The organism is Streptomyces sp. NPDC087300, from assembly GCF_044744425.1.
Lineage (GTDB): Bacteria > Actinomycetota > Actinomycetes > Streptomycetales > Streptomycetaceae > Streptomyces.
The window spans coordinates 985,974-1,011,094 of record NZ_JBIUYI010000005.1 but is presented as its reverse complement, the minus strand read 5'-3'; the positions used below and the strand labels follow the sequence as shown (position 1 = coordinate 1,011,094).

Genomic DNA, 25,121 nt, shown 5'->3' with positions numbered 1-25,121 from the left:
AGCCCCTGGGCCGCCGACACGACCGGAGTCGTCGTGCCCAGCGCCGGACACTTCATCCCCGATGAGCAGCCAGAAGCCGTCGCCGCCGCGATAGCCGATTTCATCGCCGACCGCGACTGACGCCCATGGGAGCTCGGAACAGGGAACCCCGGCCCCTCCTCACCGAGATGAGGACGGGCCGGGGTTCCCCCGGCCCTCTGACCGCGCGGGGTGCGCGAGATGCGCGCTCAGAGGTCCGGGTGTCTATCGCTCAGTGTGCGAAACCCCAGTCGAGAATCTTGGTGGCGTCCTCGAAACGGGTCTTGTGGGTCCCGAGGACCGCGCCGACCAGGGTGCGGCCATCCCGCTTGGCGGCGAAGACCAGGGCGTAGCCGGCCTCCGGGCCACTGCCTGTCTTGATGCCGAGAGCGCCGTCGTACTTACCCAGCAACTGGTTGGTGTTCTCCCAGGTGTAATACCGGGTACGTCCATTGGCCGCGGGCGCCTCGGTCTTGAACTGCTGGCGCTTCACTACGTCCGCGAACACCGGCTGCAACATGGCCCGCTGGCCGAGCTTCGCCATGTCGCGGGCGGTGCTGTAATTGTCGCCGTTGGAAATGCCGTCCACCGAGTCGAAACGCGTGTGCGTCAGGCCCAGTTGCTGTGCCTCGGCGTTCATCTGGCCAATGAAGTCGGCGATTCGCTCTTCTTCGGTGTTCCCCCTACCGAAGTTGTCCGCGAGGGCCCTCGCCGCGTCAGCTCCCGACGGGATCAGTGCGGCGTGCAGCAGTTGCCTCACCGTCAGTTTGTCGCCGGTCTGGAGGTCGGCCGTGCTGGCGCCGACCTTCGCGACATAGTCCCGGTATTCCTGCTTCACCGTGATCTGGCGGTCCAGCGACTCCGGCTGTCTGAGCACGACCAGCGCGGTCATGATCTTCGTGGTGCTGGCCATCGACACGCTCTCGTCCGCCTTGGCCCCGGCCCACAACTCCCGTTCCTGGCTGCCGTCACGGGCATCCATGAGGAAGGCGTGGTCGGCCTTGACCACGGGGTCGGTCTGGTCCTTCGCGTCCGGCGCGCCCTGCTCCTGCCCCGCGGGAGCGACCGCGGCGTCGCTCCGCGCGGCGTTCTGCGGGCCGTTGTCCTCGGCGGAGTGGGAGGTCTGAGTAGTGGCCGCCTGGGCGATACCGCCGGCAGTGATCGGCATGACGGCCCCGAACAGGGCGACCGTCGCGATCCGGGCCCCGGTCCGGTGGATCCGGTTGGGGCGGGCATGGGAACCCATAGATATTCCTTCTCTCCGGTGCGGAGACACACCGGGCTTGCCGTATAAATCGTTGCACTCTGAACCTAGTTGCCTACCGACAGGCGGTGTCAAGATCGCTATGTCCTAGCCGGGTAACAGAGTTCACTGCCATGGAGGAGTGGTGGAAGTGACGGGTGGTTCCTGTGACGTGTGGAACGACTGCGCCCTGTCCTTGGTCGCGTCGTCGACCGACGGCGGGAGACCGGTGGATGGATGTGCCAGATACCCGGCCGGCGCGCACGTCCATCCGGCTGGCACCCGTTCAAGAAGGGGCGTATCCCGCATGGCTGGTGGCCCTTCGCGGCTCGTAGCCTCGGGCGATGATGATCTCTCCTCGTTTGCGGTTGTCAGCCGTAGCCCTTGCGCTGACCGCGTCGGCCCTGCCGTCCGCCGCCGCGTCCGCCACATCCCGCCCCTCAGATACGAGTTGGTCCGTACAACGTGACGCCGACGCGCTGCGCGACGCCGGGGTCACCGGGGTAGCGGTACGCCTGGAGACCCCGCGCGGCACCGTCACAGCCCGCTCCGGAGTGGGCGACCTGGACACGCGCCGCCCGGTCCCCAACGGCGGCTACCTGCGTCTGGGCAGCACCACCAAGACGTTCGTCGCCACCGTCGTCCTGCAACTGGTGGGCGAGAAGCGGCTCTCCCTCGACCAGACAGTGGAGCAACTGCTGCCCGGAGTCGTCTCCGGAGCCGGGAACGACGGACGGACCATCACCGTCCGCGACCTGCTCCAGCACACCAGCGGCCTGTCCGACTACATACGCGACGTCTTCCCCGGTTCCGATGCCCGGACCTATTTCGCCAACCGGTGGCGCGCCCATCAGCCCCGAGAACTGGTCGCCCTGGCCATGCGCCATGAGCCCGACTTCCCGGCAGGCACCAACTGGGCGTACTCCAACACGAACTACGTACTCGCCGGAATGATCATCGAGAAGATCACTGGCCGCACCTGGGAGCAGCAGGTCCGCCAGCGCATCCTGCGCCCGCTCGGCCTGAAGCAGACCGACACCCCCGGCACTCAGCCCTTCCTGCCGCATCCGCACGCGGCCAACTACCAGCAGTTCGCCGCCGACGGCCCGATGACCGACACCACGATCCCCTACCGTCCCTTCGACAGCGGGGCCGACGGATCGATGACCGGCACGGCCCGCGACCTCAACCGATTCCTCACCGCCCTGGCCGCCGGACGGCTCCTGAAGCCCGCCGAGCTCTCTGCCATGCGGACCACGATCCCGGTGCCACAGAGCAGCGGCCACCCCGCAGGCACCCGGGACGGTCTAGGCCTGTTCTCCACTCCCCTGTCCTGCGGCGGCAGTTACCTGGGACATGGAGGAAGCGGCTTCGGATACGTCATCCGTGGAGCGACCACCACGGACGGCCGCCGCACCGTCACGGTCTCCGCGCACAGCCGCCCGGCGGACCCGCAGGACGCGGCTCGCCAGGAGGACGCACTGCGCCAGCTCATCGACCATGCTCTGTGCCGCACCACTTGAGGGTGCGCGCGCCCGTCAGCACGGCACAGATAGCCTGCGCGGATGGAACGGATCCAGCGGGCCGCCGGCGCGGTCGTCGGCTCGGCGGTGGGTGACGCCCTGGGTGGTCCCTTCGAGTTCGGCCCCCAGAATGCCTTCTCCGCGCGCTTTCCCTCGCGCAGTACCGGTGGCGAGATGTGCGGAGGCGGTGGCTGGGACCCCGGTGAAGCCACCGATGACACACAGATGGCCGTCCTGGTCGCGGAGTCGCTGCTGGAACGGGGCGGGCTGGATCTGCCGGACATCTTCGCCCGCTTCCAACAATGGGCAGCGGCAGAGCCGAAGGACATCGGCTTGCAGACCGAAGACGTCCTTACCAACGGCAATTCCTGGGACCTCGCCGCCGCGATCCATTTCCAGGTCAACCGACGAGCAGCGGGCAACGGCTCCTTGATGCGGGCGTCGACCTCAGCAGTCCACTTCGCAGCCGCCGGGCAAGAAGCCACCATGGACGCGGCCCGCCGCATCGCTGCCCTCACCCACGGCGACCGCGCGGCCTGGGAAGGCACCGCGGTCTTCCACGAACTCATCCGTGTCACGCTCAAGGACACCGACCCCGTCGCCGCGCTCCCGGACATCCTGGCGCTTGTCCATCCCGAACACCGGGACCGCTACGCCACTGTCCTCGCGCCGCACTGGCACCCCGATCAGGCCACCGAGTTCAACGGCGCCGTCTGGCCCTGCCTGGGCTCCGCCGTCTGGGCCCTGCGTACCACCAACAGCTTCGAAGACGCGATACGCGCGGCGATCGACCTCGGCGGCGACACCGACACCGTCGCCGCGGTCACCGGAGGCCTCGCGGGCGCACGCTACGGACTGGACGCCATCCCCGCCCGCTGGACCCGGCCACTCCATGTCCCCCTCCCGGGATTCGACGGACGGGTACTGCGGCTGCCGGACCTGCTCCACCTCACACACCGCCTCACGAGCTGAACCGGTCCCTACTCCGCAACGACCCCTTCAACGAACGCAGACAGAGGTGGGGGCGGGCGGAGATGAGCTTCACGTACAAGTGCGCGACACCGTACCGGTCGACGCCACCGTCGTATGCACGGCGAGTTGCCGCGCCACCTCGAAGGTGACGCGGCAACTCTAGAGGGGCAGTAGTGAAGATCCCGACTGACTCACTCCAGCCAGGTCTCGACGACCCTGTCGCCGAGGTTGCACCACGCGGTGCTCTTCGTGGGCGCCCACTCCCAGGGGCCGTAGTGGATGTAGCGGTAGCCGCCCAGGGTCTCGCAGCGGATCACCTGCCGGTAGCGCCCCGTGTCGCACCAGCCGCTGTTTCCGTAGTGGCCCCCGCTGCCCCGTTCCGGTGTCCCCCAACACGCCCGCTGCAAAGACTTGTCGGGCGACGGGACAGCGGTCGACGACGAGCCGCTCTGCGCCACGGCACTCGGCGCGACGGTCAGTGCTCCCCCTAGGGCGAGCGCTACCGACGCCACCGTCGTCGCGATACGTCCCTTGATCATGCCGATCCCCCAGCTGTTGACGAGGTGTCTGATCCGTCGCCGTAGGCACATTTCCGCTGCTCTACGACGAGCCGTCGCGGTGGCGGGGGTCCCGTCACCGCTCTCGATCGAGGGCCTCAACCTAGGCTTCGGCCACGGGCGGCCGCCAACGTTTCGAAGAGGGTCGAAACGTGGAGGGTCGTGACCGTGCAGGGTCGAACGTGGAGGGTCGTGACGTGCCCGGCGCGGGGGCCCTGGGGCCCACTCCCCTCCCTCATCCGACCGGCCGTTCCGTCAGAGGTAAGGACTCCGCCCCAGCAAGGCGATGCCCAAGGACGTGACCGTGTGAAGGACCGCCTTGCCCTCACGGCGGGAAGTGATCAGACGGGCCTTGCGCAGCGCCGACGCATGGTGGCTCGCGGTCGCCGGTGAGATGTTCAGGCAGCGGGCCAGTTCCGTGGTGCCGCATCCGCCGACGGCCGCTTCCAGCACCGCCGCCCTGGTACGTCCCAGGAGATCATCGAGTGACGGAGCGGTGGACTCGTCGGCGCCCTCCCACAGCGTGGTGTCGAACGAGGCCTCCCGCAGGGTGGGGACGGCCAGAACGGGCGCCCGGTCCGGGTCCAGCGACGGATACAGGAATTCGACGTGCCGTGTGGAGAACAGCGTCGGCGCGATGACGAGACCCCGCCCGTTCAGATGGACCTCCGCATCGCGTGCGTGGGCCACTTCGAGCACCGGCGGCCGCCAGCGGACCAACGGAGCGCAGACTGTGGTCAGGAGCTGCTCGACCCCGCCGTCGGCCATCGTGCTCACGTATCCGGCCCGGACCTCGCGGAGGTGGGAGCGCACGCTGCTCCAGTAAGGGGCAACGGTGAGGTCGTGGCAGATTCTGAGTGCCGTGGCCACCTGGAGGCGAGCCTCCCGGTCCCCGTCCATCAGGGCGCGGGCCCAGGGTCGGTGTGCGGGGCGGAAGTCGATGCCCTCCAGCTCCACGCGCATCAGGGCGCGGGGAGCCGCCATGAGGTTGTCCACCGCCTCGTCGAGGGATGCGGTGTCTCCCATCAGGCTCATCGCGTCGAGCTGCGGACCGCGGTCGGGCATCAACGCGGCGAGCGGGCCTGCTTGTTCGCCCAGGCGTCCGCGTACGGAGACGTGCCAGCGGCGGAAGGCCGCACTGGAGTCGCGGTTCCTCAACAGCTGCACGCTGTCGAAGGTCTCCGCCGCCAGGCCGATCGTCGTGGCCACGCGGGTTCGCGCCAGATCCTCCGCCGTGAAGTGGATGCGTTTCACCGAGCGCCCCGTCCTACGCGTCACTGCCTGGCACCAGCAGTCTCATTTCTGGGCGGACGTCACGCAATGATCAATCGAGCCACTGCCGGTCGAGACGTCCTCGGCCTGGAGGCGCACGGTCTTCTCCGGACCATGCAGGGCCACGTAGACGAACAGCGCCGCCATCACCGCGGCGCCGATCCACATGGCCTGCTGCCAGCCCTCCACGAAGGACTGCTGTGCCGCGTGGATCACATCCTGGGCGTGGCTTCCGGTCGTGGGCGCGACCTCGATGGCGTTGGCGACGCCTTCGCGTGCCGTGTCCTGGGCGGCGGTGGGGATTCCGTGGAGCTTGCCGTCGATGGCGCCGCGGTAGCCGTTGGCCAGCAGCGCGCCGAGCATGGCGACTCCCAGGGCGGTGCCGAACTCGCGGGTGACGTCGTTGAGCGCGGAGGCGACGCCCTGCTCGGCGCGGGGCAGCGAGCTGGTGATCGCCTCGGTGGACGGCGTCATCGAAAGACCCATGCCGATGCCCATGGCGAGCATGCCCGCCAGGATGGAGAGGTAGCCGCCGTCGACGGACACGAACAACGCCATCGCGGCCAGGCCGAGAGCCGCCACGGCGACGCCCACCGACATCGTGGAGCGGACGCCGATCCTGGCAGCCATCTTGGGTGCCAGCCCCGAGGCCAGCATCATCATGACGGCCATCGGCATCATCGCCACGGTGGACAGCAGCCCGGACCAGCCGAGGACCGCCTGGAAGAACGGGAAGAGGACCACGGCGATTCCGGCCTGGACGCCGAAGACGACGAGCAGCGTGATGGAGCCACCGGCCAGGCCGCGCTCGCGGAAGAGGCGTACGTCCAGCAACGCGGCGTCACGGCGGCGCAGTTCCCAGACCACGAAGGCGACTCCGGCGACCACGCCGACGCCCAGGCTGATCAGCGTGAAGGGGTCGGTCCAACCGCGCTCGGGGCCTTCCTGAAGGACGACGATGAGACCGACCACGGCGACGGTGGCGACCAGCGCGCCGATGGTGTCGAAGGAATGGGCCGCCCGTTCAAGAGAGTTGGGCACCGACTTCAGCGTCATCACCAGTGCCACGACGACCAGGACCACGGGCAGGACGAACAGCCAGCGCCAGTCGGCGACGTCGACCAGCAGGGCGGACAGGAACATACCCAGGATGCCGCCGCCTCCGGCGACACCGGTCCACACTCCGATCGCCTTGCCCCGTTCCTTCTCGGGGAACGTGGAGGTGATGACGGCCAGCGTGATCGGCATGATCATCGCGGCACTGACACCGGCCGCCACGCGAGCTCCGATCATGACCTCGGCCGACGGGGCGAGCCCCGCGGCGACGCTGGCGACCCCGAAGATGATCAATCCCGCGATCAGCATGGGCTTGCGGCCGAGCCGGTCACCGAGCGCGCCGAGCGGCAGCAGCAGCGCGGCCAGGGCCAGGGTGTAGATGTTGATGATCCACAGGACGGTCGTCTGCGAAACGTGCCACTCGACGGCCATGTGGGTCTGGGCGACGTTCAGCCCGGACACCGAGGCGATGACGGCCATCAGCGCGATCGAGACGGAGATGAGGATCGCGCGCAGCTGACGCGCGTCCGGCGTGCCTTCGTCGCTGACCGGTGCGGCGGCCTCGGTCCGGGGAGGCTGGTTGATACTCATGTCTTCCTTCCAGAAGGGCATTCCCAAGGGCCCAAGGGGCGTTCCCAGAGGGCATGGGAGTCGGCGCCGGTACAGGGCCGGTCGCGAGGTTGGTGAGATGGGGGGCCGCTCGGCGCGCGCAGCGATGGGGTGGTGCAGGCGCGTGACTACTCAGCGGCAGCAGCAGGAGAGGGGCGTGCCGGGACTTTCGGCTTCGTCGTACGTGGCCCCGTGCTGGGCCATCCGCGTCCGACGCTAAGCCCGTCATGCACTGTGGGCATACGATGTTGCCCATGACGCAAGAAGATGGGCAGCTGGACAGCCTCGTACGCAAGCGGATCCGCGCTCTGCGCGTCGCGCAGGGCTGGTCCCTGGACGAACTGGCCGGGCGGGCCAACATCAGTCAGTCCTCGCTGAGCCGCATCGAGAACGGCCGGCGCCGCCTCGCCCTGGACCAGCTCGTCACGCTCGCCCGCGCCCTGGACACCAGCTTGGACCAGCTCGTGGAGAACGCCGCCGACGACGTCGTCATCAGCCCGATGATCGACGCCACGCACGGCCTGATGCGCTGGCCCATCAAGGGCGACCCCGGCATGAGCGTGATGCGTCAGAGGATGACCGACCCGCCACCGGACAACCCCGCCCGCATGCGCGCCCACCCCGGCCGCGAATGGCTCGTGGTGCTGTCCGGCACGGCGATCCTCATGCTCGGCCACCGGCGTTTCCGCATCGAGACCAACCAGGCCGCGGAGTTCCCCACGATGATGCCCCACGCCATCGGCGCCGAAGGCGGACCGTGCGAGATCATGGGCATCTTCGACCGCGACGCCCGCCGCGGCCACCAGAAGGAGGCCGACGGCACCGAGGCCGACTGCTGAGGCGTACGGAGCTCCCACGAGCAGGGCGCAGAGGGCCCGCCGTGGACACGTACACAACGCCACCCCACCAGGCGATCTTGCGCGATGGGCAGCACACGCCCCCACCTTCTTGCGTATCCCGCAAGCGGTCACGCCATCCGCGCATCATCGGTTTACGGTGTTGGCATGACCCCAGCGCACCAGCACACCTCCCCCCATGACGCCCTGCACGGCCACCACGAGTCACACGGGCACCACGGGTCGCACGACGACAGCGGGCAAGCCGAGATACTCGACCTGGACGCCGAAGTACTCGCCGAGCACATCGCGTCCATCACCGCGTGGCTGCCGCTGAAGAGCCAGCCGCGCCAGATCGTGGACCTGGGTTGCGGCACGGGAGCGGGCACCTTCGCGCTCCTCGAGCGCTTCCCCGAAGCACACGTCACCGCCGTCGATACCTCGGCCGGGCACCTTCAGCTCCTGCGCGAGAAGGCGTGCGCCCGCGGCGTGCAGGAGCGCGTGCGCACCGTGCAGGCCGACCTCGACAGCAGCGACTGGCCGGACCTCGGCACACCGGACCTGGTGTGGGCATCGGCCTCGATGCATCACATGGCCGACCCCGCGCGCACCCTGACCGGCGTCCACGACCTGCTCGCACCCGACGGCCTGTTCGCCGTCGTCGAACTCGCGGGCTTCCCCCGCTTCCTGCCCGCCGACGCCCCCGAGAACCGTCCCGGCCTCGAGGACCGCGCCCATGCCGCGACCGAGAGCTACCACGTCGAGCACGTCCCGCACCGCGGCGCCGACTGGGGTCCGATGCTCGGCGCGGCCGGGTTCACCGTCGAGGACGAGCGCACCATCACCGTCGACATCGAAGGCGGGCGCAGCGAGGCCATCGGCCGTTACGCCCACGGCAGCCTCCAGCGCATCCGCGGCGTCGCCGCGGCCACGCTCCCGCCCGAGGACCTGGCCGCCCTCGACGAACTCCTCGACGAGGACAGCCCGAACAGCATCCTGCGCCGCGACGACCTGGCAGTCCGCACGGAGCGCACGGTCTGGGCCGCACGCCGCGCCTGAGGTGACCTTCGGGCCACCGGCGGGGACAAGCACCCTCATGCGAGACGGCGGCCGCGCCTTCCACCAAGCGTTCCCTGACGCATACCGTCCCTGCGTGACCAAGCATGGATCGTGCGCCCCACGAGCACCGGAAACCCTGAGCCGTCGAGCTCAACGCTTCCTTGAGGTGCACGGGCTGCTCCTCCCGCGCCTAGATGTCGAGCCTCACCGCGAAGAGTGGCTCAGGTACGGAATTCCCTCGGTCCAGATCGACCGGGTCGCCGCCTTCCAGAAGCGCTGGGGCGGCATCGCCCTGCCGCCGTCTCCGTTCTACGAAGGCGGTCCGCGGATCCTCGATGCGGACGTCCCTGAAGGGTCTGCCGACGAAGGATGGTGGTTCCCGGCCGGAGACGGACGGGTGTCGATGGCCTACGGATTCATGATCGGGCCCGATGGTGACTTCGGAATCCACGCAGATCGCTGGACGTCCCTGCACGCCGGCGTCGACGGCTGGGTCGAGTCCCTGGCGTTGGCCCACCACGCGGCGTTCTGGTCCCAGAGCATCACAAAGATCACGGGCTGCGCCGTCGACGACCTCGATCTGGACTCGTACGAACCCGTGCCCGAGGTCCAAGGGATCACGGACAACTGGTGGCGCGGTAGGGACACTCTCATCGCCGTCTATCGCGGCGAAGCCGAGTGTCTCGCAGCACCCGAATGCCGGACGGCGCACATCTATCGTGAGCTTGGTGACTGGTGTCGGAGTACGACTTAAACTCCCCAGCTACGTGCGCGGATCCTGCTCAGACGTCGTTGCGATTGGTGTGGTCGGCGGCCTTCCTCCATGACGACCTTGAAGCATCTTGTCCCGGACGGGCTGTGGGAGTCCGCCCCCAGCGGGTGGTGCCGACCGCACAGACCCGTCCTCAGGGCGGCGGACGATGCCACAGCGTCTCACTGTGTGGGGTCGGGCTCGGGTGTGGGCCAAGCTCCCTCGCATAGGACGAGTTGGGTCTACGCGGTGATTTGGGCTGGTCGCGACGCGCGATCGATTCGGTGAAAATGCACGCGCTGAAAAATGAGGAGCATGCTGCTACCGCCCAGCCATGGGAGGACCGAACTCATCGAGGTGGTCCGCATCACCGACCCTGCCAGACACCTCAATTCGGAGAACTTGGCCGGCGACACAGCCGCCATCTGGGAAGGCGACCAAGCCAAGCAGGCCCTGTCCTTGATCGTCGACCTACCAGGCAGTGAGCTGTACCGCTGCTTCCTCCCGGGCTGGGGAATCCGAGCTCACAACACCACCGATCAGCTCTTCGAGATCGCCTTCTGCTTCCGCCGCCACGGTGCCCGCATCTGAGGGCTGGAACTTCCCGCCGAACAACGAGGCCAGACCTTCGACGTGGAGAGCCCTGCCACCCTTGAACTGCTCCACCGGTTTCGCTCCGGCCCGTCGGACTAAAACGGGTGACTCCCCGGCCACAGGGTTGGGATGAGCCCTGGTACCGGGTCCGCACGAAGGCCTTCGAGGCCGTGTTCCTGCCTGGCCCGGACGAGGACTTGGACGCGGTGTGCAATGTCGATGTCCTCGTGAACCTCCAGGACGGCTCCCGGTGGACCGCCACCGTGTTCACGCTCACAGAAGTCGCACGCCTGATGGAGGTCTGGGCAGAAAGCGGAGAAGCTCTCGGTGGCCGCTACTTCTGGGTCACGGACGGACTGATCGTCCGGGATGCCGGTGTCGATGGCTCTTCGGGTAACAGACAACACGCTGGGGTGGAACCCGTGACGGGTTCCACCCCAGTTCCTCTGCCCCATTCATGAAAGGTGATCGGCATGGGCCACCTCGGTTGGACGATGGAGCAGCAGGCAGGGGTCCGGCATTACGCCAGGCTCGCGAACATCTTCGCTCTGCTGCTCGTCCTGCTCTTCACGGGTCTCACCCTGTCCACCGGACGACACCGCGGATGGATCGCCGTCGCGGTCATCGTCCTTCTCTGGGCTTGCTTCACCGTCTACATGAAGCGGACGAAGAAGGAGCGGCCTTAGCGGCCTCAGCTCCTCGCGGGGCGCAGTTCGATGTCCTGTTGGTCGGTCGCGGCGATGGCCGGCATGGGCAGGCCGCCGCGGGTGTTGAGGTGCATCAACGTCGCCTCGACCTCGGCGGCTCCAGGCTTCAGGGCCCCGTGTCCGGGCTTCTCGTGGTTCACCCAGGTGTGCTCGGCGCCGTCGCACCGTGCTGCCGTGCCGCCGATGCCGTGCCGCTCCCCGCCCTGTCGCACCGTGGAGGACACGAACACCGGCCCCGGGCCGGGGCGCGGCGCGCAGCGGTACGTTCCGGAGACCGTGACCGTTCCGTCCCTGGAAACGGTTCCCGTCGCGTCAACGGAAACCGACGCGAATCCCAACGCACTTGCCGGACCCGTAACTCCCGCCAACAACGCCGCACCGACCACGCCGGCGGCACCAAGCCTTCCTCGCACTGACACAGTTCCTCTCCCTAGGCATTTCGCCGCGCCCGCCGTCCAGGCCTGGCGCACGCGCTGCCCAACGCCCCGCCCCGCATAACGACACGCTGCTCCGGGCCAATGCCCCCGACTGGATGCGTGCGGCGGTCGACGCCGAGCGGCAGGTGCGGTCGCCTGTTCGTCGGGTACGCCCCGTTGGGCCCGTGGGCCCTGTTCCGAAGCCGGCGTTTCAGAGAGCCTCCTCTGCATCGCCCGGAACGAGGTGTAGTTCAGCTTGGCGGAATGCAGGCACCTGGGAGCGGCGCACGCCGTATCCGGCCGAACCATAAGGGGTTTCCGGTGGCAGTCACGGAATTCGCCCAGAAGCCCCCCGCCGAGGAATGCCGGGCCGCCCGTACCCCCGACGGCCCGCCCCGTCCCCTTCCGCTCGTGCTCCACGGTGTGCTGCCTCTCCTTGCGCCGCGCCCTGCCGGACGGGGTTCGCCCCGGGCGGACTCGCGCGGTCCCGCCCGGGAAACCCCCACCTGTATGCACGCTCGAACGGACGGGCCCGTTCTCGCATTCCAGAGCGGCAGCTCACCTATGCCTCACCCATGTCTCACCGATGTCTCATTGGACGCTCACTCGGAGAGAGCAGGCCCCCGGAGGTCACGGCTCCGCTCGTGACCGTTCGACGCCGGAACCTTGCCGCAGAACTCGGCCTCGATCACGTCGGTGTACATCGAGCCGTCGCGCAGCCAGTCGCCGTTGATGTTGAAGGTCAGCTGGTGCTTGCCGTCCGCCGTGCCAACCATCGCCGACAGCGAGCCGTTGGTGCGGCCGCTCTTGCCCACCACCTGCACGCCGCAGGACAGCTTGGCGAACTCGACGCCGAGCCCGTACCCGAGCACCTCACCGTCCGGCACTTCGGCGAGCATCTCCTTCATCTGGGCCTTCGGCAGCAACTTGCCCTGCATCAGGGCTCGTTGGAAACGGTTGAGGTCGCCGGTGGTGGAGATGACGTCGCCCGCGGCGCCGAGCCACGTCATGTTCTGTTCGGTGGCGTCGACCACCTCGGCGTCGGGGGCCTTCTGGTGGAGGCGGGAGTACCCGACCGGATGCGGGTTCGGCATCTGGGGCGCCGTGCCGGGAAACGAGGTCTCGCGCAGCTTCAGCGGGCGCAGGATCCGGCGGGTGACCTCCTGTGCGTAGCCGCGGCCCGTCGCCTTCTCGATGACCATTCCGGCGATCACGTAATTGGTGTTCGAATACTTGGGTGCCTTCTCCGGCTGGGGGTAGGGCGCCTGCTTCAGTCCGGCCGCCACGAGCTCTTCGGGCGTGTAGGTGTCGTGCTGGTGCTGCGGAAAGCCGGGCCCCGCGGAGTTGTGGGAAATGGTGGGGTCGTCGGTGTAATTGGCAATGCCACTGGTGTGGTTGAGCAACTGACGCAGTGTGATCTTGCTGCCGTCGTACCCGTTGCCTCGCACCAGGCCCGGCAGCCATGTCTCGACGGTGTCGTCCATGCTCAGCTTCCCTTCCGCCTCCAGTTGGAGCAGGACGGTCGCGATGAAGGTCTTGGTGATGCTGCCCCCGCGGAAGTGATCGGCGGCCGACCGCTCGCGCCCCGTGCCGACGTCGGCGTGTCCGGCCGTACCGAACCAACTCCCCTTGCCGTCGCGGGCCTTGGCGGCGACGCCGGGCAGCTCGCCGTCCTCGACCAGTGCCCTCAGGGCGGCCTTGGTCGCCTCGTGGCCCCGGTCCGCCCGCTCCGTCGCGTGGGCCGAGGGAGCGGTGGCGACCGCTCCCAGCAGTGCGGCGACCGCGATCGCGAGGGACGTCGTACGTGCAGCGGCTCTGCGCTCCATGGGTGTTGCCTCCAGGTCGTCGTCTCCCAGGGGCGAGATGTGCCCCTGTGCTGCGTGTGACGTCGGCCCAGACCGCGCGGTTGACCATGGAGGCAAGAACGGGACCGTGGTACTACGCGAAGAGGACCAGGGGACCATCGGATTCCGCCGCGTCGTACCGGGGTCCGATGCCGAGGCCCCCTCTTGACCTCGGTGGTCCCTGCCACTACTTTTCGGTAATCGTCCGACCCATGACCAGCGAAAGGAGGCGACCAGCGGATGTACACCAGCTCTGATCTCGGTCGCCTCGCCCAGTGCACGGCCTGGGTGCCCGGTCGGATCGCGCACGGCTGCTGAGCACGCCGTCCTGATGTGCCGTCGTGGCACACCCCGGGGTTTCCCGCCCCCTTTTTTCCGGTACGTCGCTGTCACGTGCCGTTTCGCGCCCGTTCCTTGGACCGCGCACGCTGCTTCGACCCGGCGCGTCCGAACACAGAAAGCTGCCTGACATTGGCGAACATCATGCATCGACCGATCGCGCACCGAAACGGAACCCAGTCATGACGGCGGCGCGGATCACGGTCAACGGGAAAGAGACCCCCATCGCTCCGGCCGCACCCCACACCACGGTGCTGGAGTACCTGCGCGACCGCGGCCTGACCGGCACCAAGGAGGGCTGCGCCGAGGGAGAATGCGGCGCTTGTTCGGTCCTGGTGGCCCGTCCCGGCGTCGCCAAGCCCACCGACTGGGTGGCGGTCAACTCCTGCCTGGTCCCGGTCGCGGCACTCGACGGACAGGAGATCATCACCTCCGAAGGCCTCGCCACCGTCGACGAGCCCGGCGCGCCGCCTTCGCTGCACCCGGTGCAGGAGGAGATGGCCGTCCGCGGTGGCTCCCAATGCGGTTACTGCACACCAGGGTTCGTCTGCAGCATGGCCGCCGAGTACTACCGCCCGGACCGCTGCGCGCACGCGGATACGGTCGGGACCCCGGACTCGACCGAGGCCGCAGGCCCGACCGACCACGCCGCCGAAGCCGCACACGCCGACGCCGACGCCGAGCACGGCCCCAACGGTTTCGATCTGCACGCGCTGAGTGGCAACCTGTGCCGCTGCACCGGCTACCGCCCGATCCGCGATGCCGCCTTCGCCGTCGGAGCGCCCACCGACGAGGACCCGCTCGCGCGGCGCCGCGAGCAGTCACCGCCCGCGCCGGTGGCCACCGAATACGCCCTGGGCGACCGGGTGTTCCTGCGCAGGAACACCCTCGCCGAGACGCTGCAGCTGCTGCGCGAACGGCCCGACGGCGTCGTGGTCGCCGGGTCCACCGACTGGGGCGTGGAGGTGAACATCCGCTCCCGGCGCGCGGATTGCGTGATCGCCGTCGACCGGCTGCCCGAAATGCGCGAGCTGCGGGTCGAGGCCGACTCCCTCGTGATCGGGGCGGCGCTGACGCTCACCGAGATCGAGCGCCGTCTCGACGGCGACGTGCCGCTCCTCGCGGAGCTGTTCCCGCAGTTCGCCTCCCGGCTCATCCGTAACGGCGCGACCCTCGGCGGCAATCTGGGGACCGGATCGCCCATCGGTGACAGCCCGCCGGTGCTGCTCGCCCTGGAGGCCTCGGTGATCCTCGCCGACGCCGACGGCGAGCGGGAGGTGCCGCTCGCCGAGTACTTCACCGGGTACCGGCAGAGCGTGCGCCGCCCCGGGGAGCTGATCCGCGCGGTGCGCGTACCGCGGCCGCTGTCACCGGTCGTCGCCTTCCACAAGATCGCCAAACGGCGTTTCGACGACATCTCCAGCGTGGCGGTAGCTCTCGCGCTCGACATCGAGGACGGGATCGTACGCAAGGCACGGATCGGTCTGGGAGGTGTGGCCGCCACCCCGATCCGCGCCCTCGCCACCGAGGCGGCCCTGGAAGGCGCGCCGTGGTCGGCGGAGACTGTGGAGGAGGCGGCCCGGGTGCTGCGGGGCGAGGGCACGCCGATGGACGACCATCGCGCCAGCGCCCTCTACCGTTCCGCGATGCTCGGCCAGAGCCTGTTGAAGCTGCACGCACGGACCACCGAGGCGGTGTCGTCATGAGTCATCTGTCCCAGCGCCCCGAGAAGCCGGTCGTCGGCGTCTCGATGCCGCACGAGAGTGCCGCCCTGCACGTCACCGGCGCCGCGCTCTACACCGACGACCTGGTCGCCCGCACCAAGGACGTGCTGCACGCGTACCCGGTGCAGGTCATGAAGGCGCACGGCCGGGTCACCGCGGTGCGCACCGAGCCGGCGCTCGCCGTACCCGGTGTGGTCCGCGTGCTGACCGGTGCCGACGTGCCCGGTGTCAACGACGCCGGGATGAAGCACGACGAGCCGCTGTTCCCCGACGAGATCATGTTCTACGGCCACGCGGTCGCCTGGGTGCTCGGGGAGACCCTGGAGGCCGCCCGGCTCGGTGCGGCGGCCGTGGAGGTGGAGCTCGACGAACTGCCTTCGCTGGTCACGTTGCAGGACGCGATGGCGGCGGACAGTTTCCACGGCGCCCGGCCGCAGATGGTGACCGGTGACGTGGACGCCGGATTCGCCGACTCGGCACACGTGTTCACCGGGGAGATCCAGTTCTCCGACCAGGAGCACTTCTACCTGGAGACGCACGCGGCGCTCGCCCATATCGACGAGGGCGGGCAGGTGTTCGTGCAGAGCAGCACCCAACACCCGTCCGAGACCCAGGAGATCGTCGCCCACGTGCTCGGTCTGCACAGTCACGAGGTGACCGTGCAGTGTCTGCGGATGGGCGGCGGTTTCGGCGGCAAGGAGATGCAGCCGCACGGGTTCGCGGCCGTCGCCGCGCTCGGTGCCCGGCTGACCGGCCGGCCCGTCCGGCTGCGCCTCAACCGGACCCAGGACCTGACCATGTCCGGCAAGCGGCACGGCTTCCACGCCCGGTGGCGGATCGGCTTCGACGCGGACGGGCGCATCCGGGCCCTGGACGCGACCCTGACCGCGGACGGCGGCTGGAGCCTGGACCTGTCGGAGCCGGTGGTGGCCCGCGCCCTGTGCCACATCGACAACACGTACTGGATTCCCAACGCGCGCATCTCCGGCCGCATCGCCAGGACCAACAAGGTCTCCAACACCGCGTTCCGCGGCTTCGGCGGGCCCCAGGGCATGCTGGTGATCGAGGACATCATGGGCCGCTGCGCTCCGCTGCTCGGCCTGGACCCGATGGACCTGCGGGAGCGCAACTTCTACCAGCGCGGCCAGTCGACGCCGTACGGCCAGCAGGTCGTGCAGCCCGAACGGATCGCCGCCGTCTGGCAGCAGGTGCGGGAGAACGGGGACGTCACCGAGCGCAAGCGGCAGATCGCCGCCTTCAACGCCGCGCATCCGCACACCAAGCGGGCGCTCGCGGTCACCGGCCTCAAGTTCGGCATCTCGTTCAACCTCACCGCCTTCAACCAGGGCGGCGCGCTGGTCCTGATCTACAAGGACGGCTCGGTCCTGATCAACCACGGCGGCACCGAGATGGGGCAGGGCCTGCACACCAAGATGCTGCAGGTGGCCGCGACCACACTGGGCGTCCCGCTGCACAAGGTGCGCCTCGCTCCGACGCGGACCGACAAGGTGCCCAACACCTCCGCCACCGCCGCCAGCGCCGGGGCGGACCTCAACGGCGCGGCGGTGAAGAACGCCTGCGAGCAGCTGCGCGAGCGGCTGCTTCAGGTGGCCGGCACCCAGTTGGGGTCGAGCGCGTCGGACGTACGGATCGTCGAGGGCGTCGCGCGCGCCCTGGGCAGCGACACCGAGCTGGCCTGGGACGACCTGGTGCGTACCGCGTACTTCCAGCGGGTGCAGCTGTCGGCGGCGGGCTTCTACCGGACGGAGGGGCTGCACTGGGACGCGAAGGCGTTCCGGGGTACGCCGTTCAAGTACTTCGCCCACGGCGCCGCGGCGGCCGAGGTCGAGGTGGACGGCTTCACCGGCGCGTACCGCATCCGGCGTGTCGACATCGTCCACGACGTCGGCGACAGCCTGTCCCCGTTGATCGACATCGGCCAGGTCGAGGGTGGTTTCGTGCAGGGCGCGGGCTGGCTGACCCTGGAGGACCTGCGCTGGGACACCGGTGACGGGGCAGGTCGGGGCCGTCTTCTCACCCAGGCGGCGAGCACGTACAAGCTGCCGAGCTTCTCGGAGATGCCCGAGGAGTTCAACGTCACCCTCTTGGAACACGCCGCCGAGGAGGGCGCGGTGTACGGCTCGAAGGCGGTGGGCGAGCCTCCGCTGATGCTGGCGTTCTCGGTGCGTGAGGCGTTGCGTCAGGCGGCCGCGGCCTTCGGTCCGAGCGGCGCGGCCGTGGAGCTGGCGTCGCCCGCGACGCCGGAGGCGGTGTTCTGGGCGGTGCAGGCCGCTCGGGAGGGCGCGGCCAACGATGCTGCGGCGGGCTCCGGTGCCTCGGTGGACTCCGGTGCCTCGGTGGACTCCGGTGCCGATGCTTCCTCGAACGGTCACGCGCGCGACGGGATCGTCGCGGGCGGCGCCCGCCCCGCCGGCACGGAAGCGTTGAGCGGTGCCTGACATGACATGGGTCGCCGCGGTCGCGCGGTTGCGAGCACGCAGGGAGTCCGGCGTGCTGGTGACCGTGGCGACCGTGCGCGGCCATGCCCCGCGCGAGGCCGGTGCGAAGCTCGTCGTGGGGCGGAGCGAGACATGGGGCTCGATCGGCGGCGGCAACGTCGAGGCCGTCGCGATCGACCGGGCCCGGGAGATGATCGAAGCGGCCAAGCCGGAGCCGGAGTTGGTCGACTTCGCCCTGAACGACAAGGTCACCAATCGGCACGGTGTGCAGTGCTGCGGCGGCACAGTCTCGGTGCTGCTCGAACCGCTGCCGGTCGTACGGGCGGTCGCGGTCTTCGGCGTCGGACACGTCGGCCTCGAACTGGCGCGCGTCCTGGCCCGTCAGGACCTCGACCTCCATCTGGTCGACAGCCGGTCCGACATGCTCGCCAAGAAGCGGCTCGACGTGCTCGCGGACGCGCTGGCGCAGGTGCACACGCACCACACGCCGCTGCTGCCGGAGGAGGTGCTCGAAGAGCTGCCGCCCGGCACCCACGTCCTGATCATGACCCACGATCACGCCGAGGACGCCGCTCTGTGCGACGCGGCCCTGCGCGCCACGCATCTCGGTTCCATCGGGCTGATCGGGTCGGCGGCCAAGTGGGCGCGGTTCCGCAAGCGCCTGGCGACCGAGGGAGGTCATGACGAGGCCACCATCGACCGGATCAAGACACCGATCGGTCTCGCCGACATCACCGGCAAGGATCCCGCCACCATCGCCGTCAGCGTGGCGGCTGACCTGCTGCGCATGTTCGAGACCCAGGGGAACTGACTCCCCGCGTCGAACGCCCCGCTTCGGAGTCACTCCGTCGCGTACGCCGATGAGCCCAGGTCGATCTCCCTGACACCGTCGAGTTCCGCGAGGTCGGCCACGAGGGCGTGGATGTCCGGTGAGCCCGCCAGTCTCAGCCGGGCCGAGGTCACGCCCGTTGACGCCTCGCCACGCAGCACGCGGACGGCGTCCACCCGGAAGCCCGCCGCGGTCGACAACTCCAGGACGCGGCCGAGCGATCCGTGTGCGGTGTCGTAGGCCACGGTGAGTTCCAGGGTCTCCGGGCGGGGCTTGAGCGGGGATCCGGTCCGTCAGGTGCGGCAGGCCCCGCACGACGAGGAAGTGCACCGCTGTCGCCGCGGCGGCGAGCAGGGGCAGACCTCCGCCGCACGCCATGCCGATGCCGCAGGTCAGCCAGATGGTCGCCGCCGTGGTGAGTCCCCGTACGGCGTCCCGTTTGACGAAGATGAGCCCGCCGCCGATGAAGCCGTTCCCGGAGACGATCTGGGCGGCGACCCGCGACGGATCGAAGGACACGCCCGCGAGCCCGTCCGCGCCCGCGAATCCGTGTATGGAGACTTCCATGAACAGCGCGCTGCCCACGCCCACCAGCATGTGCGTGCGCATGCCCGCGCTCCGCTGCCGGGCCTCGCGTTCGACTCCGATCAGCAAGGACAGCAGGAGGGCGAGTCCGAGCTCGGCGAACTGACGGGCGCCCTGCCCCGCGCTCATGTCGAAGAGGGGGGCGGCGCTTGACCACGGCACTTCACCGGTCGGCAACATGTCGCGATTATTCCCTCCGGCCCCACCGCGACGTGCACAGCCCCCTGTGCGGCCGGCCCGCTAATGCGCCACGCGGTAGCGGAAGTAGCCGATCTTCGAGGTCAGCGCGCGGGTCTCGACGAGTTCGAGGTCCACGTGGCGCTCGTGGCGCGGGAAGAACGGAGTGCCGCCGCCGACCAGTACGGGGTAGACCCTGGCCCGGTACTCGTCGATGAGGTCCGCCGCGGCCGCTTCGGCGGCGAGCTCCGCGCCGCCGATCGCGATGTTCCCCTCCCGCGGCTCGGCCCGCAGCCGCTCGATCTCTTCCTTCAGGCTGCCGGTGGCCAGCTGGGTGTTGCCCCGCACCTCCGTCAGGGTGGTGGAGAACACCACCTTGGGAAGCGCCCGCCAGATCTCGGCGAACTCGGACGTCAAGTGGTCATCGAGGCCGGGCACCTGGTCGGCGGTCTCCCAGTACAGCATCGACTCGTACAGCCGCCGCCCCAGCAGGTGGACGCCGGCCTCTCGTACCTCGTCGGTGGAGAAGCGGAAGACCTCCGCGTCCGGTGCCGACCAGTTGAAGCCGCCGTCAGGACCGACGATGTAGCCGTCGAGCGAGATGCTCAGTGAATAGGTCACCTTGCGCATCAGAACCCCTCCTCGTCCACGAGTTCGACACTACGACTGCCGGGTGTCACAGAACTCATCGTTGGCGTCGCGGCCCCGTTTCCGAGTCGCCCGCGAATCCCGCATCGCGGAACTTTAATTCCGAACCATGGGCTGGATCTCATCTGTCGACGGTGCTGTAACCGGCGGTATAACGCCGCAATGACCTCTCAGAAACCACTGCGCCTCAACCGTCGCAGCCTCCTCGCCGGAGCCGGCGGTCTCTCGCTGGCAGCCGTCTCCAAGAGCACCGGACCGGCGTCCGCCGCGCCCGATCGCCGAGGACGGACCACCCTGCTCAAGAACGCCGCGCTCGTCCTGACGATGGACCCGCGAATCGGTGACGGGGAGCTCGGCCTCCTCGAAGGCGCCGACGTCCTGTTGCGGCACGGCACCGTCGCGGCCGTCGGCAAGCACCTGGAGGCGCCGCGCGGCGCCCGGGTGCGGGACGTCTCGGGCCGGTTCGTGATGCCCGGGTTCGTGGACATCCACAACCATCTGTGGCAGTCCAGCATCCGGGGCGGCTGCTCGGATCAGGACGTGGCCGGCTGGCTGAAGACGTGCAACCGCCCGACGCTGCCCAAGATCGATCCGTCGGACATGTACGCCTTCGTGCACCTGGCCGCGCTCGACGCCCTCCAGGCCGGGGTGACCACGCTGGTCGACTGGGTGCACGCCATCCCGTACGCGACGAGCGAGCGCTATGTGCAGGCGCTGGACGACGCGGGGCTGCGCTTCGTCTACGCCATGGCCGCCTTCGAGGGAGCGGAGGAGCAGGTCCGGACCGTCAAGGAGAGACTCCTGGACCCGCTGCCGCTGGCCTCCGCCCAGATCGCGGTGCACGCGCGCAGGGCGGGCATCGCGTCACTGCGGGCCTCCTGGAAACAGGCCAAGGACCTGGGGCTGATGCTCAACTCACACGTACTGGAGCACCGCACCGACCGCGACGACGAGCAGATACAGACCCTGCGCGAGATCGGCGCCCTCGGCCCCGACCTGCTCATGAACCACGCCATCCACCTCACCCGCGAGGAGATCGCGCTCCTCGGCGACCGCGACGTGCGGGTGGCGCACTGCCCGTTGAGCAACATGCGCCTCGCCTCGGGCATCATGCCGCTGCCGAAACTGCACAAGGCCGGCGTCAAGGCGGGCCTGGGCCATGACGGCGGGACCAACGACACCTCGGACATGTTCGCCCTGATGAAGGCCGCCGTCGGCCTCCAGCGGGCGCTGCACGAGGACCCGGGGATCCACCCGACGCTCCCTGCCGTCCTCCGCATGGCCACGACCGGCGGCGCCGAGGCCATCGGCATGGCCGACCAGGTGGGCTCGTTGACCCCCGGCAAACGCGCCGACGTCCTCGTCCTCGATCCCGGGACCCTCAACTTCGCGCCCCGTTTCGACTGGACGAGCCAGATCGTCCTCAACGGCCAGCCGCCCAACATCACCGACGTGTACGTGGACGGCAGACCGCGCAAGACCGACGGCGCGTTGGTGGGGGTGAACCCCGACAAGGTCGTCCACGCCGCGGAAGAAGCGGCGGCGCACCTGCCCGCCACCAGCTGACCGCACCGATCAGCCACGTCCGCGGGCCACGCGCGGTGACACGTTCAGCGCGTGCGCGGTAGTGCGGTCTCCAGGAGAACTTCCGCCGCCGCCCTCGCGTGCCGTCCGTAGTCCGCGTCGCCGAGCACCATGGCGCGGCTGGCGGCACCGTCGGCGAGGGTGACCAGCTGCTCGGCGAGTGCGGCGGGCTCGCGGCAGCCCAGTTCCGTCACCAGCACCGTGACGAGCCGCACCATCAGCAGCTTCTGTTCGCGGGCGTAGGAGTGCACGTCGCTGTGCGGATCGGGGAATTCCGCGGCGGCGTCGATGAACGGGCAGCCGCGCACCGGATTCGCCTCCGGTGCGGGTTGGAGGAAGAGTCCCATGATCCGCTCGCGCGGCGGGACGTCCTCGCGGGTCAGCACGCTCTCCAGCGTGTGCCCCGCCGAGGTCAGGTCCTGGAGATAGGCCATGACCAGGTCGTTCTTGGTCCGGAAGTGGACATAGAGGGTGCGCTTGGACACCGGCGCCCGCTCCGCGACCTGCTCCATGCCGGTCGCGTTGATCCCCTGGGCGGCGAACAGTTGGGCGGCGGCGGCCAGGATGCGCTCGCGTCCGCCGCGCCCCTGCCGTCGGGACGTCGCAGGCACTGTAGTCATGCGGGAAGTATACGTCCACGTTTACTTAAGCGAGGCTCGGACACTAGGATCCCTACAAGTAAACGACAGCGTTTACTTACGAATCCTTGAGGAGCGTTCTGTGAGTGCACCGGTCTCCACCGAACTGAGTGACTACGCGGAGAAGTTGATACGCGGCCGCCACGCGACACGCGCCTTCCGCCCGGAAGCCGTGCCGGAGGACACCGTGCGCGCGATCTTCTCCCTGGCCGGTGCAGCGCCGTCCAACTCCAACGCGCAGCCCTGGCGCGTCGAGGTCACGGGCGGCGCGCGGCACGCACGTCTGGCACACGCCCTGCGGTCGGCCCACGCCGAGCAGCGCGTCTCGGCCGACTTCCCCTACTCCGAGGACATGTACGCGCCCGTCCACCAGGAGCGGCGGGCCGCGTTCGGCGCCGGCCTCTACTCGGCGTTGGGCATCGGCCCCGACGACCACGCGGCGCGCGCGGCCTACGACGCGCAGAGCCTCGGCTTCTACGGCGCTCCGCATGCGGCGTTCCTGTTCGTCACCGGAGACGGCGGGCCGCGCCTGGCCGCCGACGTCGGCGCCTATATGCAGACGCTGCTCCTGGCCATGACCGCGTACGGCGTGGACAGTTGCCCGCAGGGTCTGTTGAGCTTCTACGGCGACACCATCCGTGCCGAACTCGGGACCACGGAAGGGAAGTTGCTCATGGGGATCTCGTTCGGTTACGCCGACGCGAGCGCGCCGGTGAACCGGGTCGTCACTGAGCGGGCCGCCCTGGAGTCGACCACGGCGTTCCACGCTTAGCGGCTTCTACCCAGCGGCTTCTGCCGAACACCGGCCCCGGCCCCGGCCCGGGAAGGACGCGCTTTGCCGCGACGGACAGGTGAGTCGGCACCGTTGCGGACCAGCACTCCTGCGGCTCCGTACGTGCGCGTAATGCCGGGCCGCGCGAAGATCGTCAAAACGCCGATGTGTCTTGTGGGCCGCTTCGGCGGGCTGCGACCATCCCGGCATGGAATCGCGAACAGTCGGAATACCCGAGGTGGCAGGCACCGAGCAGGTGGCCGTCGTGATCGATGTGATGCGGGCGTTCACCACCGCCGCATGGGTTTTCCACCGTGGGGCGGAGAAGATCGTTCTCGCGGCGGACCAGGAAGAGGCGCTGGCGATCAAGGCGCGCCACCCTGGCTGGCTCGCACTCAAGGACGGGGCGCCGGCCAGCGGATTCGACCTGGTCAACTCCCCGGGCGTAATCCGCGAGGCCGAGTTGACCGGCCGTACCGTCGTCCAGAAGACCACTGCGGGGACGGTCGGGGCGTTGGCGGTCGTCGAGGCGAAGTTGGCACTGTGCGCCAGTTTCGCCGTGGCCGGTGCGACGGCCCGTGCGCTGGCGGATTCCGGTGCCGACGCGGTGACCTTCGTGGCCACCGGCGAGGACGGCCGCGCCGACGAGGATCTGGCCTGCGCGGACTATCTGGACCGCGTCCTGGCCGGGGAGCGTCCCGACCCGGCCCCCTATCAGCACCGCGCCCGCACCTCCCTCGCCGCGGACGAGCTGCGCGGCGGGCAACGCCGAGGCGCTCACCCCGACGACGTCGAGCTGTGCTTGGAGGTGGACCGGTTCGACTTCGCCATGCGGGTCGGGCTTGAGGAGGGGCTGGCCGTGCTGCGGCCGTTCCGGCCCCGGCCGGATGTGGTGCCGCACCCCGACTCTCACCCTCCACTTTAGGGTCACACTTACGTCTAGTGGAGGGTGAGAGTCACGGCCCGTGAGCGCGTACGACTGAAGGGCCTGGACTATCCGTTGTGCGCCTCGAACTCGGTCGCCAGCGCCTCTTGGGTGGCCGCCCACGACGCCAGGAGTGCCAGATTGTCAGCGGTCGGTGTGCCCGCGGGTGCGGTGTAGACGATGAGGTGCAGGCCGGGTTCGGCGGGCAGCTCCAGGGACTCGACGTCCAGGTCGAGCCGGCCCACGATCGGATGGCGCACGCGCTTGCGGCCGGACCGGTGCAGCCGTACGTCCTGGGATGCCCACCGCTGCCGAAACAGCTCACTGCATGTCGACAGTTCGCCGACCAGGGTGATCAGCTCCTCGTCGTGCGGATCGCGGCCGGCTTCCATGCGTAGCTTCCCGGCCAGGTCACCGGCGATTCGGTCGTAGTCGACAAAGAAGTCACTGGCCGCCTCGGGGTTCAGATAGACGAACCGCGCTGTGTTCGCGGGCCGTCGCGGGTCGGCCAGCACTGGTGAGTACAGCGCGCGACCGAGTTGATTCATGGCGAGCACGTCATACCGTCCGTTACCGATCCAGGCCGGCGCGTCGGAGATCGCATCGAGCACCTGCTGCAACGCCGAGCGCACCGTCGCGGCAGACCTGCGCCGACGTGGGCCGCTGGGCGCCCCGGAGCGACGCGCGAGGCGGAACAGGTGGTCGCGCTCGGCCGCGTCGAGTTGCAGGGCAGCGGCCAACGCCTCGAGCACGCCGTCGGAGGCACCGGCGAGGCTGCCGCGTTCCATGCGCACGTAGTAGTCGACCGATACCCCGGCCAGTAGTGCTACTTCTTCGCGGCGCAGACCTTTGACCCGACGGTTGCTGCCGTAAGCGGGCAGGCCTGCCCGCTCGGGTGTGATGCGCGCGCGACGCGAGCTGAGGAACTCCCTGATCTCGGTGCGTTGATCCATCGTGGCCATCCCCTCACCGTAAGCCCGTCCC

Annotated in this window: 23 protein-coding genes and 2 pseudogenes; 15 read left to right on the top strand and 10 right to left on the bottom strand. The window is 69.3% G+C overall.

The window, feature by feature from the left end:
* Positions 1-120 (top strand): annotated as a pseudogene (locus ACIO9J_RS24925) (alpha/beta hydrolase); the annotation flags it as partial.
* Positions 121-250: 130 nt separating this feature from the next.
* Here ACIO9J_RS24925 and ACIO9J_RS24920 read toward each other — a convergent pair.
* The gene (locus ACIO9J_RS24920; protein ID WP_402003504.1) at positions 251-1,264 is read right to left on the bottom strand and encodes a D-alanyl-D-alanine carboxypeptidase family protein; all 1,014 of its coding nucleotides are present in this window, start codon (positions 1,262-1,264) and stop codon (positions 251-253) included.
* Positions 1,265-1,605: 341 nt separating this feature from the next.
* Here ACIO9J_RS24920 and ACIO9J_RS24915 point away from each other — a divergent pair, with 341 nt between their 5' ends.
* Together ACIO9J_RS24915 and ACIO9J_RS24910 are read left to right on the top strand one after the other, a co-directional pair.
* A complete protein-coding gene (locus tag ACIO9J_RS24915) occupies positions 1,606-2,784 on the top strand; it encodes a serine hydrolase domain-containing protein (protein WP_402003501.1) in 1,179 nt (392 codons plus the stop codon).
* A gap of 42 nt (positions 2,785-2,826) precedes the next feature.
* Positions 2,827-3,756, top strand: a complete 930-nt coding sequence (locus ACIO9J_RS24910; RefSeq protein ID WP_402003498.1) for an ADP-ribosylglycohydrolase family protein — start codon at positions 2,827-2,829, stop codon at positions 3,754-3,756.
* Between the two features lie 191 nt (positions 3,757-3,947).
* Here ACIO9J_RS24910 and ACIO9J_RS24905 read toward each other — a convergent pair whose 3' ends face one another.
* The 3 genes from ACIO9J_RS24905 to ACIO9J_RS24895 form a co-directional block, all read right to left on the bottom strand.
* Positions 3,948-4,295 (bottom strand): hypothetical protein, encoded by a 348-nt coding sequence (locus ACIO9J_RS24905; RefSeq protein ID WP_402003495.1) that lies wholly within the window; start codon positions 4,293-4,295, stop codon positions 3,948-3,950.
* 273 nt (positions 4,296-4,568) lie between these two features.
* A complete protein-coding gene (locus tag ACIO9J_RS24900) occupies positions 4,569-5,567 on the bottom strand; it encodes an ArsR/SmtB family transcription factor (protein WP_402003492.1) in 999 nt (332 codons plus the stop codon).
* 42 nt (positions 5,568-5,609) lie between these two features.
* The gene (locus ACIO9J_RS24895; RefSeq protein WP_402003489.1) at positions 5,610-7,232 is read right to left on the bottom strand and encodes an MFS transporter; all 1,623 of its coding nucleotides are present in this window, start codon (positions 7,230-7,232) and stop codon (positions 5,610-5,612) included.
* A gap of 263 nt (positions 7,233-7,495) precedes the next feature.
* Here ACIO9J_RS24895 and ACIO9J_RS24890 point away from each other — a divergent pair, with 263 nt between their 5' ends.
* From ACIO9J_RS24890 to ACIO9J_RS24865, 6 genes are all read left to right on the top strand, one after another.
* On the top strand, positions 7,496-8,089 hold the full coding sequence (locus ACIO9J_RS24890; RefSeq protein ID WP_402003486.1) for a helix-turn-helix domain-containing protein: 594 nt from the start codon (positions 7,496-7,498) through the stop codon (positions 8,087-8,089).
* A 165-nt stretch (positions 8,090-8,254) separates the two neighbouring features.
* A complete protein-coding gene (locus tag ACIO9J_RS24885; protein ID WP_402003483.1) occupies positions 8,255-9,145 on the top strand; it encodes a class I SAM-dependent methyltransferase in 891 nt (296 codons plus the stop codon).
* A gap of 94 nt (positions 9,146-9,239) precedes the next feature.
* Positions 9,240-9,899: a hypothetical protein gene (locus ACIO9J_RS24880; protein WP_402003480.1), complete on the top strand. Its 660-nt coding sequence runs from the start codon at positions 9,240-9,242 to the stop codon at positions 9,897-9,899.
* Between the two features lie 312 nt (positions 9,900-10,211).
* A complete protein-coding gene (locus ACIO9J_RS24875) occupies positions 10,212-10,487 on the top strand; it encodes a hypothetical protein (RefSeq protein WP_402003477.1) in 276 nt (91 codons plus the stop codon).
* A 107-nt stretch (positions 10,488-10,594) separates the two neighbouring features.
* Positions 10,595-10,951 (top strand): hypothetical protein, encoded by a 357-nt coding sequence (locus ACIO9J_RS24870; RefSeq protein ID WP_402003474.1) that lies wholly within the window; start codon positions 10,595-10,597, stop codon positions 10,949-10,951.
* A gap of 12 nt (positions 10,952-10,963) precedes the next feature.
* Entirely contained in the window at positions 10,964-11,176 is a 213-nt protein-coding gene (locus ACIO9J_RS24865; RefSeq protein WP_402003471.1) for a hypothetical protein, read from the top strand.
* Between the two features lie 5 nt (positions 11,177-11,181).
* Here the strand turns inward: ACIO9J_RS24865 and ACIO9J_RS24860 are convergent, their stop codons facing one another.
* A complete protein-coding gene (locus ACIO9J_RS24860) occupies positions 11,182-11,844 on the bottom strand; it encodes a DUF6299 family protein (protein ID WP_402003654.1) in 663 nt (220 codons plus the stop codon).
* Positions 11,845-12,215: 371 nt separating this feature from the next.
* On the bottom strand, positions 12,216-13,439 hold the full coding sequence (locus tag ACIO9J_RS24855) for a serine hydrolase domain-containing protein (protein WP_402003468.1): 1,224 nt from the start codon (positions 13,437-13,439) through the stop codon (positions 12,216-12,218).
* Between the two features lie 539 nt (positions 13,440-13,978).
* On the opposite strand from ACIO9J_RS24855, the gene ACIO9J_RS24850 reads away from it, so the two are divergent.
* The 3 genes from ACIO9J_RS24850 to xdhC are packed head-to-tail and all read left to right on the top strand — an operon-like array spanning position 13,979 to position 18,790.
* Positions 13,979-15,502: a xanthine dehydrogenase small subunit gene (locus tag ACIO9J_RS24850; protein WP_402003465.1), complete on the top strand. Its 1,524-nt coding sequence runs from the start codon at positions 13,979-13,981 to the stop codon at positions 15,500-15,502.
* On the top strand, positions 15,499-17,979 hold the full coding sequence (xdhB, locus tag ACIO9J_RS24845) for a xanthine dehydrogenase molybdopterin binding subunit (RefSeq protein WP_402003462.1): 2,481 nt from the start codon (positions 15,499-15,501) through the stop codon (positions 17,977-17,979). The genes ACIO9J_RS24850 and xdhB overlap by 4 nt, the downstream gene beginning before the upstream one ends.
* Position 17,980: 1 nt before the next feature.
* Positions 17,981-18,790, top strand: coding sequence for a xanthine dehydrogenase accessory protein XdhC (gene xdhC / locus ACIO9J_RS24840; protein ID WP_402003651.1), 810 nt, complete (start codon positions 17,981-17,983; stop codon positions 18,788-18,790).
* A gap of 29 nt (positions 18,791-18,819) precedes the next feature.
* Here xdhC and ACIO9J_RS24835 read toward each other — a convergent pair.
* Together ACIO9J_RS24835 and ACIO9J_RS24830 are read right to left on the bottom strand one after the other, a co-directional pair.
* Positions 18,820-19,573: pseudogene (locus tag ACIO9J_RS24835) on the bottom strand (MgtC/SapB family protein).
* Positions 19,574-19,633: 60 nt separating this feature from the next.
* Positions 19,634-20,200, bottom strand: a complete 567-nt coding sequence (locus tag ACIO9J_RS24830; RefSeq protein WP_402003459.1) for a dihydrofolate reductase family protein — start codon at positions 20,198-20,200, stop codon at positions 19,634-19,636.
* Positions 20,201-20,380: 180 nt separating this feature from the next.
* On the opposite strand from ACIO9J_RS24830, the gene ACIO9J_RS24825 reads away from it, so the two are divergent.
* Positions 20,381-21,784 carry an amidohydrolase family protein gene (locus ACIO9J_RS24825; RefSeq protein ID WP_402003456.1) on the top strand — a complete coding sequence of 468 codons (1,404 nt, stop codon included), beginning with the start codon at positions 20,381-20,383 and terminating at the stop codon, positions 21,782-21,784.
* 44 nt (positions 21,785-21,828) lie between these two features.
* On the opposite strand, the gene ACIO9J_RS24820 is transcribed toward ACIO9J_RS24825, so the two are convergent.
* Entirely contained in the window at positions 21,829-22,422 is a 594-nt protein-coding gene (locus ACIO9J_RS24820; protein ID WP_402003453.1) for a TetR/AcrR family transcriptional regulator, read from the bottom strand.
* A gap of 100 nt (positions 22,423-22,522) precedes the next feature.
* Here ACIO9J_RS24820 and ACIO9J_RS24815 point away from each other — a divergent pair, with 100 nt between their 5' ends.
* Together ACIO9J_RS24815 and ACIO9J_RS24810 are read left to right on the top strand one after the other, a co-directional pair.
* Positions 22,523-23,212, top strand: a complete 690-nt coding sequence (locus ACIO9J_RS24815; protein ID WP_402003451.1) for a nitroreductase — start codon at positions 22,523-22,525, stop codon at positions 23,210-23,212.
* 208 nt (positions 23,213-23,420) lie between these two features.
* Entirely contained in the window at positions 23,421-24,137 is a 717-nt protein-coding gene (locus tag ACIO9J_RS24810; protein ID WP_402003448.1) for a 2-phosphosulfolactate phosphatase, read from the top strand.
* Positions 24,138-24,205: 68 nt separating this feature from the next.
* Here ACIO9J_RS24810 and ACIO9J_RS24805 read toward each other — a convergent pair whose 3' ends face one another.
* Positions 24,206-25,090, bottom strand: a complete 885-nt coding sequence (locus tag ACIO9J_RS24805; RefSeq protein ID WP_402003648.1) for a helix-turn-helix domain-containing protein — start codon at positions 25,088-25,090, stop codon at positions 24,206-24,208.
* Positions 25,091-25,121: the final 31 nt, after the last annotated feature.

Bases quoted from the DNA above. Each gene is read 5' to 3' on its own strand.
- ACIO9J_RS24910 (WP_402003498.1), top strand. From the start codon at position 2,827: ATGGAACGGATCCAGCGGGCCGCCGGCGCGGTCGTCGGCTCGGCGGTG.
- ACIO9J_RS24905 (WP_402003495.1), bottom strand. From the start codon at position 4,295: ATGATCAAGGGACGTATCGCGACGACGGTGGCGTCGGTAGCGCTCGCC.
- xdhC (WP_402003651.1), top strand. From the start codon at position 17,981: ATGACATGGGTCGCCGCGGTCGCGCGGTTGCGAGCACGCAGGGAGTCC.
- ACIO9J_RS24875 (WP_402003477.1), top strand. From the start codon at position 10,212: ATGCTGCTACCGCCCAGCCATGGGAGGACCGAACTCATCGAGGTGGTC.
- ACIO9J_RS24830 (WP_402003459.1), bottom strand. From the start codon at position 20,200: ATGCGCAAGGTGACCTATTCACTGAGCATCTCGCTCGACGGCTACATC.
- ACIO9J_RS24890 (WP_402003486.1), top strand. From the start codon at position 7,496: ATGTTGCCCATGACGCAAGAAGATGGGCAGCTGGACAGCCTCGTACGC.
- ACIO9J_RS24855 (WP_402003468.1), bottom strand. From the start codon at position 13,439: ATGGAGCGCAGAGCCGCTGCACGTACGACGTCCCTCGCGATCGCGGTC.
- ACIO9J_RS24885 (WP_402003483.1), top strand. From the start codon at position 8,255: ATGACCCCAGCGCACCAGCACACCTCCCCCCATGACGCCCTGCACGGC.
- ACIO9J_RS24810 (WP_402003448.1), top strand. From the start codon at position 23,421: ATGGAATCGCGAACAGTCGGAATACCCGAGGTGGCAGGCACCGAGCAG.
- ACIO9J_RS24820 (WP_402003453.1), bottom strand. From the start codon at position 22,422: ATGACTACAGTGCCTGCGACGTCCCGACGGCAGGGGCGCGGCGGACGC.
- ACIO9J_RS24850 (WP_402003465.1), top strand. From the start codon at position 13,979: ATGACGGCGGCGCGGATCACGGTCAACGGGAAAGAGACCCCCATCGCT.
- ACIO9J_RS24865 (WP_402003471.1), top strand. From the start codon at position 10,964: ATGGGCCACCTCGGTTGGACGATGGAGCAGCAGGCAGGGGTCCGGCAT.
- ACIO9J_RS24915 (WP_402003501.1), top strand. From the start codon at position 1,606: ATGATGATCTCTCCTCGTTTGCGGTTGTCAGCCGTAGCCCTTGCGCTG.
- ACIO9J_RS24895 (WP_402003489.1), bottom strand. From the start codon at position 7,232: ATGAGTATCAACCAGCCTCCCCGGACCGAGGCCGCCGCACCGGTCAGC.
- ACIO9J_RS24860 (WP_402003654.1), bottom strand. From the start codon at position 11,844: ATGCAGAGGAGGCTCTCTGAAACGCCGGCTTCGGAACAGGGCCCACGG.
- ACIO9J_RS24805 (WP_402003648.1), bottom strand. From the start codon at position 25,090: ATGGATCAACGCACCGAGATCAGGGAGTTCCTCAGCTCGCGTCGCGCG.
- xdhB (WP_402003462.1), top strand. From the start codon at position 15,499: ATGAGTCATCTGTCCCAGCGCCCCGAGAAGCCGGTCGTCGGCGTCTCG.
- ACIO9J_RS24825 (WP_402003456.1), top strand. From the start codon at position 20,381: ATGACCTCTCAGAAACCACTGCGCCTCAACCGTCGCAGCCTCCTCGCC.
- ACIO9J_RS24920 (WP_402003504.1), bottom strand. From the start codon at position 1,264: ATGGGTTCCCATGCCCGCCCCAACCGGATCCACCGGACCGGGGCCCGG.